The following is an 11,536-nucleotide window of genomic DNA, read 5'->3' as shown; positions in this document are numbered from 1 at the left end:
GTGCCGAACAGGTCCAGCATCGACTGGTTGATCGGAGTAAAGATGGTGGCGGCGCTGGCCGAACTCGCGGTCGTCATGACGGCGATCGCCGCGACCGCGCCAAGAAGTTTCGTCATCGAACGCATGTTCTGAACCTTGTATCCCCTCGACCAGGTAAACCCGACAATCGGACACCGCTTACCGGCCTGATGCCCAAGGACCAGAAACATTGAGTGAAGGCAATACTATTCCCCGTCCAAGCGAGTAATTGCCGAACTCCACGCTTTATTGGAGAAAATTAACCTCATTAGCTGCTGCGCGAGACCGGTAACGGCCAGTAACCTTACCCAAGGCTCCATCGAGCCGTGACGGGAACGGCACGAAAAAGCCGCCGCCCGCGCGGGCGACGGCTTGTTCGTTTTCAGCCCGACCGGATCTAGGCGGTGAGCAAGGTCGTCCGGCGGCGGGTGCGGAGCATTCCACCGGCCCCGCCGAAGCCGGCGATCATCAGCGCCCAGGTCGCCGGTTCCGGAATCACCGCCGTCGCGAGGTTGAGGGTGCCGGAATAGCTGGCGGCATTCTTACCACTTCCGGTGGTGACGACGGTGCCGGTCAGGTCGATGTGGTGGAGGCCCGCGGTCAGCAGGGCCGTCGTCAGGTCCCAGGTTTCGGCGCCCGGATCGAAGCCGGTGTGGGTGAAGGCGAAGCCATTCAGCGTCACCGACGTGAAGTCGATGTCCTTCTTGCCGCTCTTCAGCTCGATGGTCACCACCGACGAACTGGCGTCGTTGAGACCCGTCGTCGTGAAGGCGAACGAGTGGCTGAACAGGCCCAGGTTGGTAATCGTCGCGCCATAGGTGGCGGTGCCGAAGAGATCCAGCATCGGCTGATCGATCTGCGTGAAGATGGTGGCGGCGCCGGCCGAACTCGCGCTCGACATGACGGCGATCGCCGCGACAGCGCCAATAAGTTTTGTCATAGACCGCATGATTTGGCTCCGTATCTCCTCGGTCTGGAAAACCCGACAGTCGAGCCTCACACACCGATCCCATCGGGAAGATCAGCAACGCTTAGTTAACGCAATTGCGTCGCCGATGGCGGAGAGTAAATCCCGCGCAACTCACCTCCATTGCACAAGGCGTGAGCGCAACCTGCACGGAGTAAATGCTATTCATAAAGGTTAACGGTGAAGCTTAACGCTGATCGGAGGATAAAGTTCCAGGTGCATCGAGTTATATTTCGGGTCTTAGACTGTCGCTCGGACATGCGGAACTGCCGCCCTAGAACGCCTGCCATTCGCTACAGCAAGACGCTGTTAACCATCGTGCAAGCTTCCGCGCCGACCATCGCTTAGTGATTCGGAGGCGGACGATGACAATTTCCCTGGATTTCGGGCGGCAGGCCCGGTTGGCGCTGTTGCTGCTGGCGGGCGCGTCGCTCAGCGCGTGCGTCACGCCGCGCTATCCCAGCCATGCCGCCGGCCCGCAGATCGGCCCGGCGGCGCCCGGACAGGGCGGCTACAAGGTCGGCGCGCCCTACCAGGTCGCCGGCATCTGGTACGTGCCGCGGGAGGACGCGACCTACGACCAGACCGGCATCGCCTCCTGGTACGGCGACGAGTTCCACCAGAAGGCCACCGCCAACGGCGAGACGTTCGACATGAACGCCGCCTCGGCGGCGCACACCACCCTGCCACTGCCATCTATGGTAGAAGTGACCAACCTCGATAATGGCAAGAAGCTGGTCGTGCGAGTCAACGACCGCGGGCCGTTCGTGGACAACCGGATCATCGACCTCAGCCACGAGGCCGCCCGCGAGCTCGGCTACGACCGGGCGGGCCTGGCCCATGTGAGGGTGCGCTATGTCGGCCCGGCGCCGCTGCTGGGCCCCGACGCGGGCATCCGCTACGCTGGCGACAAGCCGTTGCCGACCCGCCTGGCGTCCGTCGCCCCGGCGCGGGCCGCCATGGCCTATGGCGCCGCGCCCGACCCGGCGTTGGCCCTGGCCCCCGGCGCGGCCGCGGCGCCCATGAGGGCGGCGCCCGCTGTCGTCGGCATCACCTCCGGGGCCCTGCCGCCGCTGACCGGCGCGGCGATCTCGTCGACCCCAATCGCGGCGGCCCCCATCGTGGCCGCGCCGCTCGCAGCTGCCCACGCCGGCCCCGCCGCCCTGGCCTCGACGGCGTCCGTCGCCTCTGGCCTGCGCATCCAGGCCGGCGCCTTCTCCAGCGAGGTCAACGCCCAGCGGGCGGCGGCGCAACTGGCGACGGCGGGCCGCGCCTCCGTCGAGCCGGTGCAGCGCGACGGCCTGACCCTCTACCGCGTGGTCCTGCCGGCCCCCGCCGACGAGGTCGCCGCCTACGCGCTGCGCGACCGGGTAGCCGAGATCGGGTTCGCCGACGCGCGCGTCGTTCGGATCTTCTAGACCCGGGCCTTCTGGACAAAGACCGCGAACTGACCATTTTGACCGCGTGGCGCGCGGTCGGTTCATCACGTTCGAAGGCGGGGAGGGGGCCGGGAAATCCACCCAGGTCCAGCGCCTCGCCGTACGGCTGACGGCGGACGGCCGCGAGGTGGTGGCCACCCGCGAACCCGGCGGCTCGCCGGGGGCCGAGAGTGTCCGCGACCTGGTTCTACGGGGCGCCGCCGATCGCTGGAGCCCGGTCACCGAGACCCTGCTGATGTATGCGGCGCGGCGCGACCACATCGAGCGGGTGATCCGCCCGGCCCTGGCGCGCGGCGCCTGGGTGGTCTGCGACCGCTTCGCTGATTCCACCCGGGCCTATCAGGGCGCGGCCGGCGGGACCGATCCCGGCCTGATCGCCGCGCTCGAAACCTATGTCCTCGAAGCCACCCGCCCCGACTTGACGCTGGTCTTCGACCTGCCGGCCGAGGTCGGGCTGGCGCGCGCCCACGCCCGGGCCGGCGCGGAGATGCGCTTCGAGTCCAAGGGCATGGCCTTTCACCAGCGCCTGCGCGAGGCGTTCTGCGCCATCGCCGCGCGCGAACCGGAGCGCTGCGCCGTCATCGACGCCTGCGCCACGATGGACGCGGTCGAGGCCGCGATCTGGGAGGCGGTGACCGCCCGGCTGGCCGTCCATGGCTGAGATCGAGGTCCCGCACCCGCGTGAAGTCTATGCGCTCCAGGGCCAGGCGGCGGCCGAGGCGGACTTCGAAGCGGCCCGCGCCCGCGGCCGCTTGCACCACGCCTGGCTGCTGACCGGCCTGGAGGGAGTCGGCAAGGCCACCTTTGCCTACCGCGCCGCCCGGCGCCTGCTGGGCGCGCCCGCCGACCCGGAGCACGGCATCCTGGGCGCGGATCCAGCCCATGCAGTCTCCCGCCAGGTGGCCGCCCGCAGCCATCCTGACCTCTTCGTCCTGGAGCGCGAAGGGCTGGACGGCAAACCGCGCCGGGGGATCCCGGTGGACGACGCCCGCAAGCTGTCGGAATTCTTCTCCAAGTCCCCGGCCAGCGCCCCGCACCGGGTGGCGATCGTCGACGCCGCGGACGACCTCAACCCCAACGCCGCCAACGCCATCCTCAAGACCCTGGAGGAGCCTCCGCCGCGCGGTGTGCTGCTGATGGTCTCCCATTCGCCGGGCCGCCTGCTGCCGACCATCCGCTCGCGCTGCCGCCGCCTGGCGTTCCAGCCTTTGGGGATCGAGGCCGCCGCCGCCTTCGTGCGCGAGCGCGCCGGGGCCAATCCGGAAGAGGCGCTGCGGCTGGCGCACATGGCCGACGGCGCCCCCGGCCGCGCCCTGGTGCTGGCCGCCGGCCAGGCGCTGGCCATGGACGACGCCGCCCGCGACCTGATCGCCGACCTGCCAAGGGTCGACGAGACCCGGGCCCTCTCGCTGGCGGAGGGGTTTCGCGGCGGCGAAGGCGCGGCACGTTTCGCCGTGCTGTTCGAGCGGCTGTCCGACCGCGTCCACCGGCTGGCCGCCGACCGGGCCGGGCAGGGGATCGGGGCGCTGGATCGCTGGGCGCAGGCGTGGGAGACCCTGCAGCGCCTGCCGCGCGAGGTCGAGGGGCTCAACCTGGACCGTGCCGACGCCTTCTTCACCGCCCTGTCGGAACTGCGGCGGGCGGCGACCTGACCCGATGCTGATCGACAGCCACGTCAACCTGCATGCGCCGCAATTCGACGAGGACCGCGAGGCCGTGATCGCTCGCGCCCGCACCGCCGGCGTGGGGCTGATGGTCAATATCTCCGACCGGGTGTCCAACTTCCCGGCCTGCCGGGCGCTGGCCGACCAGCCGGATATCTGGTGCACCGTGGGCACCCACCCGCATGAGGCCAAGGAGAACCCCGACCTCGACGCCGCCACCCTGGTGGGCCTGGCCGCCGATCCCCGGGTGGTCGGCATCGGCGAATGCGGCCTGGACTTCCACTACGACCTCAGCCCGCGCGACATCCAGGCCCGGGTGTTCCGGGTCCATGCCGCCGCGGCGCGCGAGACCGGCCTGCCGCTGGTCGTCCACACCCGTGAGGCCGACGACGTCATGGGCGATATCTTGGAGGACGAGCACGCCCGCGGCCCGTTCCGCCTGCTGATGCACTGCTACACCTCCGGCGCGGATCTCGCCCGCCGGTGCGCCGACCTGGGGGCCTGGTTCTCGGTCTCCGGCATCGCCACCTTCAAGGCCGCCGAGGATGTCCGCGCGGTGATCCGCGACATGCCGGAGGACCGCATCATCGTCGAGACCGACTGCCCCTACCTGGCGCCGGTACCGCATCGCGGCCGCCGCAACGAACCGGCCTATGTACCCCATGTCCTGGCCAAGCTGGCGCAGGTGCGCGGCTGGGGCCTGGACGAGGCGGAGGCGCGGACCACGGACGCCTTCTTCGCGCTATTCGACCGGATCCCGCGGCCATGAGCGGGACGCTGGAGGTCACCATCCTCGGCTGCGGCTCCTCCGGCGGCGTGCCGCGCGCCGACGGCGCCTGGGGCGACTGCGATCCGCACGAACCGAAGAACCTCCGCACCCGATGCGCCCTCCTCGTCCGGCGGCTGGGGGAGGGGGCGGCCGACTCGACGCAGCAGACGACGGCGCTGATCGACGCCTCGCCCGAGCTGCGAATCCAGACCGTGCGGGCCGGGGTGAAGCGGGTCGACGCCGTCCTGCTGACCCACGACCACGCCGACCAGGTCCACGGCCTGGACGACATCCGCGCCTTCTACCTGCGCCAGCAGGCGCGGATCCCGTGCTGGATGGACGCCTCGACCGACGCCACCATGATGCGGCGCTTCGGCTACATCTTCGAGCCCGAGGGCGGCTATCCCGCGATCTGCGACCGCGCCGCGATTCCGGCGCACGGGACGGCCTGGCAGGTGGACGGGCCGTCGGGCGCGATCCCGGTGACCACCTTCGACCAGGACCACGGCGGCGTCCGCACGGTGGGCTACAGATTCGGCGGGGTGGCCTATTCCAGCGACGTGGTGCGCCTGGACGAGGCGGCGTTCGCGGCCCTGGCGGACCTGGACATCTGGATCGTCGATGCGCTGCGCCGCCGGCCGCACCCCACCCACGCGCACCTCGAACGCACCCTGGAGTGGATCGCACGCGTGAGGCCGAAGCGGGCCATCCTCACCAACATGCACATCGACCTCGACTTCCAGCAGCTCCGGGCCGAGCTGCCGGCCGGGGTCGAGCCGGCCTTCGACGGCCTGACGTTCCAGCATCGCCTCAAGGCCTGAAACCCGTGCTGTCCCGGCCCCTCAAGCTCGGTTTCCTGGCGTCCGGGAACGGCTCCAGCGCCCTGGCGATCGTCGGTGCTATCCGCGCCGGCCAGCTGGCGGCGGAAGCCCGGCTGCTGGTGAGCAACAACCGGGGCGCACAGGCCCTGGCGTCCGCGGCCGCAGCCGGGGTCCCGTCGCTGTGCGTGCCGACCCAGAAGGATCCCGACGCCGCCGACGCCCGGCTGACCGACGAGATGCGGGCCAGGGGCGTCGAGCTGATCGTGCTGTCCGGCTACCTGCGCCACCTCGGGCCGCGCACCCTGGCCGCCTACGCGGGCCGAATCGTCAACATCCATCCCGGGCCGTTGCCGGAGTTCGGCGGGGCCGGCATGTACGGGGCGCGGGTGCACGCGGCGGTGATCGCAGCCGGCTGGACCGCGAGCGCGGCGGTGATCCACCTGGTCGACGAGGAATACGATCACGGCCCCGAACTGGTCCGCCAGGTGGTGCCGGTGGCGGCGGCGGACACGCCGGAGACCCTCGAGGCGAGGGTGAGGGCGCTGGAACCGGAGTTCTTCGTGGAGACCTTGCGGCGCATCGCGGCAGGCGATCTTCGCCTGCCGGCGGCGGGGTGACGTGGCTTGACGGGGGAACACAATTCGCCTGCCAGGGGAGCCCAGTTTACGGGAACGCCGTTCTAGGGTTTACAGTGTCTTTACGTAACGGGTTCTCCGGGCAGGGGCGCCCTACGCGAGCTGGATGGCACGGATCTGGTTCTCCGCCATTGTTGGGTTTGGGAGCTACTAAATGAATATCAGACTTTATGCCGCCGCGGCGACCGCGGTCCTTGCTCTGGGCGCCGCTTGCGCCGCGAGCGCCACGCCAGTCGTCCTCACGGGCAACTACGTCAACACGGGTATTAGCGACAGCGGCACCCTGGGCAGCAACGGCAACACCTCGCCGGGCCTGCAGCACGATCCCACCGGGATGAAGAACTTCGGCGTCAACGACTACATCACGCCTGGTTCGCCCCACGAGGGCTTCTCGATCAACTCGAACGAGACCGGGTTCCAGGGCAATGACAACCAGTTCGGCGCGGGCGGCGGGGCGTTCCTCACCACCACGGGTCCGACGGTCATCTCAGGCGCCTACGACCACATGGCGACCTGGACCGGAGCCAGTGGCGATCTCTCGATCACCAACCTCTACTACTTCAACGATGGCGATCAGCGGGTGAACATCCTCACCACGCTCACCGCGCTGACGGACCTCACCAACCTGGCCTTCGCCCGGTCGGTCGACCCGGATCCGGACGTGAACACCAGCGGCAGCTACGACACCTTGAATCAGCGCGGCAACGCCCTGTTCAGCGCGTTCGACTTCGTCGGCTCCGCCGGCCAGACGACCGGGCTGACGCTCGGCCTGCTGAACCTGTCGGGCAACACCTACACGCACAACACCGCCATCGACGGCAACTGCTGCTCCAACCAGGACCCCTATGGCGTGCTGACCGGCTATGACGCCGGCCCGCTGGGCGACTACGGCCTGCACATGGCCTGGTCGATCGGCGACCTGGCCACGGGCAAGAGCGCTTCGATCAACTACGCCTACGTGGTCGGCGAGCACATCGGGACCGTCGGTGGCGGCGGGGTGCCGGAACCGGCGACCTGGGCGATGATGCTGATCGGCTTCGGTGGCATCGGCGCGGTCGTGCGTCGCCGCCGCGTCCTCAGCGTCGCCTAACGACCAACTCCAGTAGCGTACGGAAGAGCCCCGCCGCCCAGCGCGTCGGGGCTCTTCTTTGGCCTACGCGTCCATTTCTGATAATATTCCTTAGGCGCAATAGGCTTGTAGCCGCTATTCGGCTTGGGCCCTTCTCGCTGGACTCGACCCATTGCGGACCGTTGTTGCGTTCGCCGACGTTGGCTGCAGGTGCATTTGCGACTACCGTCCCTGACGAACAGGCCGTTCGCGGCGACCCATTGACAGCGACCGAACCGGAAGCTCAGCTCACTCAGTTCATCGAAAAGTTTTCGCCAGCAAACCAAGCCTCAATCCGAGCGGTGCGAGACGCCCTCAAGACGCGTCTGCCGAGCGCCCATGAGCTCGTCTACGACAACTGCAATTTCTTCGTCATTGGCTACTGCGCAACGGAAAAGCCATCTGATTGCATAGTTTCGTTCGCCGCATCCGCTAAGGGCGTGAGCCTGTCGTTCTACAGGGGCGCCGACCTTTCTGATCCAGAGGGTCGGCTTCTGGGAACTGGATCTCAAAATCGGTTCATCCGATTGGATGATCCTTCGACGCTTTCACACTCTGCGGTCGACGCTCTCATTGGCGAAGCTGTCGCCCGCGCGCCCGCGCCCCTCGTCAACGGGGGTCAGGGTCGTCTTGTCATCCGCTCGATCTCCGCCAAGCAGAGACCTCGACGGTGATCCCGCCCGATGAAACTCTGGCGCCGCGACCGTTCTCCAACCTTCTCGGAAGATCGGTACGTCAAAGGGCTCCGACGTCGGCCTGCGCCTTAGCATCTAGGCGACAGCCGCCGCGATCCGGTCTGACGGAACCCGTGGCTCCGGCGCCTGCAACAGCTCGACGACGTAGCCGTCAAGGTCCTTGCCCAGGCCCACAAGCCCGCCGCCCATGCTTTCCAGCGGCGCCGGTTCCCGGGTCATGACCCCGCCAGCCTGCTTGATCCGCTCGGCGGCGGCGAACGGATCGGTGACGTAGAACACCAGCTTCACCGGCACGTCCTTGTAGTTGCGCGGCGAACCATCGGTCCAGTGCATCAGCACCAGGGCGCTGCGGCTCTCGTGCACCAGGATGACCTCGTCCATGTAATCGATCTTGACGGTGCGCAGGACCGTCATCCCCAGGGCCGCCTTGTAGAACGCGGTCGAGGCGGCGAGGTCGCTGACCCCGATGCCGGTGGCGCCGAGGAAATCCGGGGAACGGGGCATGGGCGTGATCCTCTCATTTTGTCGTGACACCCTAACCGGCGGACCTGCCGCCGCAACTGCCCTCTTGCGCGGCGCCCGCGCCTGCCCCAACTGTTAAGTAGTTACTGGATTCACCCGGGTAGGTTTCGAATGCGCCTTATCGCCCTCACCGCCGCCGTGCTGCTCGCCGGCGCCTCCGCCGCGGCAGCCGCGCCCGCCTCCGTCAGCGTCGCCATCGCGCCAAAGCTGCAGAAGACCTTCGACAGCACCTATGGCGTCCGCGAGGCCGACCTGCTGACGAAAGACCTGCGGGCCTCGGTCGAGAAGTCGCTGGCCAAGACCGGCGCCTACAACGACGCGCGGATCGAGCTGGTGCTGACCGACGTGAAGCCGAACCGGCCCACCTTCAAGCAACTCGGCGACACGCCCGGCCTCTCGCTGGAGAGTTACGGGGTCGGCGGCGCCGCCATCGAGGGCCGTATCGTCGCCGCCAACGGAACCGAGACGCCGATCACCTATCGCTGGTTCGAGACCGATATCCGCGAAAGCTACGGCCGCTGGGTGTGGACCGATGCGGAATGGACCTTTGACCGCTTTGCCCGGCGCCTCGCCAGCGGCGCGGAGTTGGCCCAGCGCTGATCCCAGGCGTCCGCGGCTTGCGCCGATCTGCGGCGCGCGGTCTGATCGCCGCGCGCCTTTGCCCTGAGCGCCGCAAGAACCGTGCCGCAAGAAACCGTCCCGCAAGAAACCGCCCCCCTATGCCGCGACCTGCCCCGTCCGCCGACCTGGCGCCCATCGATCGCCTGCTGGCCATCATGGCGCGCCTGCGCGACCCTGCGGACGGCTGCCCCTGGGACCAGGAACAGACCTTTGAGACCATCGCCCCCTACACGGTCGAGGAAGCCTATGAGGTCGCCGACGCTGTCGAGGGCGGCAATCTCTCCGACCTGAAGGAGGAGTTGGGCGACCTCCTGCTGCAGGTGGTCTTTCACGCGCGCAGGGCCGAGGAACAGGGCGCCTTCGCCTTCGACGACGTGGCCCGGGCCATCAACGACAAGATGGTCCGCCGCCACCCCCACGTGTTCGCTGAAGCGACCTACGGCTCCCTGGCCGACCAGAAGCAGGGCTGGGAGGCGCTGAAGGCGGCCGAACGGGTCGGCAAGGCCGCGGGCGGCGCCGCGAGCCTGTTGGACAACGTGCCCGTGGGCCTCCCCGGTCTCACCCGCGCGGTGAAGCTCTCCAAGCGGGCCGCCACGGTCGGCTTCGTCTGGCCCACCGTGCAGGACGTGGTTGCCAAGCTGCACGAGGAGGTCGGCGAGCTGATCGCCGAGGTCGAGGCCGGCGACCTGGAAAAGGCCCGCCACGAACTCGGCGACGTCCTGTTCGTGGTCGCCAACCTGGCCCGCACCCTCGACATCGATCCCGAAGACGCCATCCGCTACACCAACGCCAAGTTCGTGCGGCGCTTCCAGTATGTGGAGCAGCGGCTGGCGGCGCGCGGGAAGTCGCCGGACCAGTCGGACCTGGCCGAGATGGACGCACTCTGGGACGAGGCGAAGGCGGCCGAGCGGGGGCCACCTTCCACCGCTCATCCCAGCGAAGGCGGGGACCCAAGCTGAGGTTCAGGACCTTCCAAATGCTGACGAAGCCATTGAATCCGCTTGGATCCCCGCCTTCGCGGGGATGAGCGGAATTTGATTCAATGCCCCCGTACTTCTGACGTCGGGAACATCTGCTCGAACTGGCCCAGGGCCTGGGGGGTCAGGCTGACGGCCAAGCGGGTCGAGCCGTCCTTGCCATCGACGCGTTCGAGGACGCGGCCGTTGCGGTAGAGCCAGGCGATGGAGGCGCCCTCCCCGGCCGGCGCGTAGACGTCCACCGGCGGCGCCTCGTCGACCAGGGCGGAGACGGCGGCCAGCAGCGCAGCCACGCCCATCCCCGTGACCGCCGACACCGGGATCGCCGGCGGGTCGGCGCGGCGGGCGTCGCCGGTCAGGATGTCGCGGGTATCGCCGTCCAGCAGGTCGATCTTGTTCCAGACCTCCAGGATGCGGCGCTCTTCCATGTCGACGCCGAGGCGGCTCAGCACCGTGCGTACGTCGCCGGCCTGGGCAGCGCTCTCGTCGCTGGCGATATCGCGGACGTGGAGCACAACATCGGCCTCCTTCACCTCCTCCAGGGTGGCGCGGAAAGCCTCGACCAGTTCGTGCGGCAGGTCGGAGATGAAGCCCACGGTGTCCGACAGGATCGCCGGGCGGCCGTCCGGCAGCTTCAGGGTTCGTAGCGTCGGGTCGAGGGTGGCGAACAACATGTCCTCGGCCACGACCGTGGCGTCGGTCAGCCGGTTGAACAGCGTCGACTTGCCGGCGTTGGTGTAGCCGACCAGCGCCACGGTCGGGAACGGCACGCGCTTTCGGGCAGAACGCTGCAGGGTCCGCGTACGGCGCACCTCGACCAGCTCGCCCTTCAGCTTGCGGATTTTCTCGGCGATCAGCCGCCGGTCGGTCTCGATCTGCGTCTCACCGGGGCCGCCCATGACCCCGAAGCCACCGCGCTGACGCTCCAGATGGGTCCAGGTTCTCACCAGCCGCGAGCGCTCATAGGAAAGCCGGGCCAGCTCCACCTGCAGCCGCCCTTCGCGGGTCCGCGCGCGCCGGGCGAAGATCTCCAGGATCAGGCCGGTGCGGTCGATCACCTTGACCTGCCAGGCCTTCTCCAGGTTGCGCTGCTGCACCGGCGTCAGGGCGTCGTCGACGATGGCGACGTCGGCTTCGGCCAGTTCGATGACCAGCCGGATCTCCTCGACCTTGCCCTTGCCGAACAGGGTCGCGGGCGTCAGCTGGCGCAGGTTGGCGACCAGGGTCTCGCGGACCTCCAGATCGAGGGCGAGCGCCAGGCCGACCGCCTCGTCCAGGCGCGCCTGCGCGGCCCGCGAAG

At 68.7% G+C, this 11,536-nt stretch carries 12 protein-coding genes; 9 read left to right on the top strand and 3 right to left on the bottom strand.

What is annotated here, in order from left to right:
* Window positions 1–415: 415 nt before the first annotated feature.
* Window positions 416–958 carry an FxDxF family PEP-CTERM protein gene (locus tag Q0R13_RS09375; RefSeq protein WP_293902880.1) on the bottom strand — a complete coding sequence of 181 codons (543 nt, stop codon included), beginning with the start codon at window positions 956–958 and terminating at the stop codon, window positions 416–418.
* 392 nt (window positions 959–1,350) lie between these two features.
* Here Q0R13_RS09375 and Q0R13_RS09370 point away from each other — a divergent pair, with 392 nt between their 5' ends.
* The 7 genes from Q0R13_RS09370 (at window position 1,351) to Q0R13_RS09340 (ending at window position 7,403) form a co-directional block, all read left to right on the top strand.
* Window positions 1,351–2,403: a septal ring lytic transglycosylase RlpA family protein gene (locus Q0R13_RS09370; RefSeq protein ID WP_293902877.1), complete on the top strand. Its 1,053-nt coding sequence runs from the start codon at window positions 1,351–1,353 to the stop codon at window positions 2,401–2,403.
* A 46-nt stretch (window positions 2,404–2,449) separates the two neighbouring features.
* Window positions 2,450–3,085: a dTMP kinase gene (gene tmk, locus Q0R13_RS09365; protein WP_293902874.1), complete on the top strand. Its 636-nt coding sequence runs from the start codon at window positions 2,450–2,452 to the stop codon at window positions 3,083–3,085.
* Window positions 3,078–4,076 carry a DNA polymerase III subunit delta' gene (locus Q0R13_RS09360; RefSeq protein ID WP_293902871.1) on the top strand — a complete coding sequence of 333 codons (999 nt, stop codon included), beginning with the start codon at window positions 3,078–3,080 and terminating at the stop codon, window positions 4,074–4,076. Before tmk ends, Q0R13_RS09360 begins: the two co-directional genes overlap by 8 nt.
* 4 nt (window positions 4,077–4,080) lie before the next feature.
* On the top strand, window positions 4,081–4,857 hold the full coding sequence (locus Q0R13_RS09355) for a TatD family hydrolase (RefSeq protein ID WP_293902869.1): 777 nt from the start codon (window positions 4,081–4,083) through the stop codon (window positions 4,855–4,857).
* Window positions 4,854–5,678 (top strand): MBL fold metallo-hydrolase, encoded by an 825-nt coding sequence (locus tag Q0R13_RS09350; protein ID WP_293902866.1) that lies wholly within the window; start codon window positions 4,854–4,856, stop codon window positions 5,676–5,678. The genes Q0R13_RS09355 and Q0R13_RS09350 overlap by 4 nt, the downstream gene beginning before the upstream one ends.
* A gap of 5 nt (window positions 5,679–5,683) precedes the next feature.
* Window positions 5,684–6,295, top strand: coding sequence for a formyltransferase family protein (locus Q0R13_RS09345; RefSeq protein WP_293902864.1), 612 nt, complete (start codon window positions 5,684–5,686; stop codon window positions 6,293–6,295).
* 172 nt (window positions 6,296–6,467) lie between these two features.
* A complete protein-coding gene (locus Q0R13_RS09340) occupies window positions 6,468–7,403 on the top strand; it encodes a PEPxxWA-CTERM sorting domain-containing protein (RefSeq protein WP_293902861.1) in 936 nt (311 codons plus the stop codon).
* A 788-nt stretch (window positions 7,404–8,191) separates the two neighbouring features.
* On the opposite strand, the gene Q0R13_RS09335 is transcribed toward Q0R13_RS09340, so the two are convergent.
* Window positions 8,192–8,620: a VOC family protein gene (locus tag Q0R13_RS09335; RefSeq protein WP_293902858.1), complete on the bottom strand. Its 429-nt coding sequence runs from the start codon at window positions 8,618–8,620 to the stop codon at window positions 8,192–8,194.
* A gap of 129 nt (window positions 8,621–8,749) precedes the next feature.
* On the opposite strand from Q0R13_RS09335, the gene Q0R13_RS09330 reads away from it, so the two are divergent.
* Window positions 8,750–9,238, top strand: coding sequence for a hypothetical protein (locus Q0R13_RS09330; protein WP_293902855.1), 489 nt, complete (start codon window positions 8,750–8,752; stop codon window positions 9,236–9,238).
* Window positions 9,239–9,357: 119 nt separating this feature from the next.
* Complete coding sequence (mazG, locus tag Q0R13_RS09325; protein WP_293902852.1) at window positions 9,358–10,218, top strand: nucleoside triphosphate pyrophosphohydrolase; 861 nt, start codon at window positions 9,358–9,360, stop codon at window positions 10,216–10,218.
* An 80-nt stretch (window positions 10,219–10,298) separates the two neighbouring features.
* Here the strand turns inward: mazG and hflX are convergent, their stop codons facing one another.
* On the bottom strand, window positions 10,299–11,513 hold the full coding sequence (hflX, locus tag Q0R13_RS09320) for a GTPase HflX (protein WP_293902883.1): 1,215 nt from the start codon (window positions 11,511–11,513) through the stop codon (window positions 10,299–10,301).
* Window positions 11,514–11,536: the final 23 nt, after the last annotated feature.

This window comes from Phenylobacterium sp., from assembly GCF_025351295.1.
Lineage (GTDB): Bacteria > Pseudomonadota > Alphaproteobacteria > Caulobacterales > Caulobacteraceae > Phenylobacterium.
The sequence above is the reverse complement of the archived record's forward strand: the minus strand, read 5'-3'. Positions and strand labels throughout refer to the sequence as shown.

Coding starts and splice junctions, on each gene's coding strand:
- Q0R13_RS09375 (WP_293902880.1), bottom strand. CDS start 958: ATGACAAAACTTATTGGCGCTGTCGCGGCGATCGCCGTCATGTCGAGC.
- Q0R13_RS09370 (WP_293902877.1), top strand. CDS start 1,351: ATGACAATTTCCCTGGATTTCGGGCGGCAGGCCCGGTTGGCGCTGTTG.
- Q0R13_RS09360 (WP_293902871.1), top strand. CDS start 3,078: ATGGCTGAGATCGAGGTCCCGCACCCGCGTGAAGTCTATGCGCTCCAG.
- Q0R13_RS09355 (WP_293902869.1), top strand. CDS start 4,081: ATGCTGATCGACAGCCACGTCAACCTGCATGCGCCGCAATTCGACGAG.
- Q0R13_RS09350 (WP_293902866.1), top strand. CDS start 4,854: ATGAGCGGGACGCTGGAGGTCACCATCCTCGGCTGCGGCTCCTCCGGC.
- Q0R13_RS09340 (WP_293902861.1), top strand. CDS start 6,468: ATGAATATCAGACTTTATGCCGCCGCGGCGACCGCGGTCCTTGCTCTG.
- Q0R13_RS09335 (WP_293902858.1), bottom strand. CDS start 8,620: ATGCCCCGTTCCCCGGATTTCCTCGGCGCCACCGGCATCGGGGTCAGC.
- Q0R13_RS09330 (WP_293902855.1), top strand. CDS start 8,750: ATGCGCCTTATCGCCCTCACCGCCGCCGTGCTGCTCGCCGGCGCCTCC.
- mazG (WP_293902852.1), top strand. CDS start 9,358: ATGCCGCGACCTGCCCCGTCCGCCGACCTGGCGCCCATCGATCGCCTG.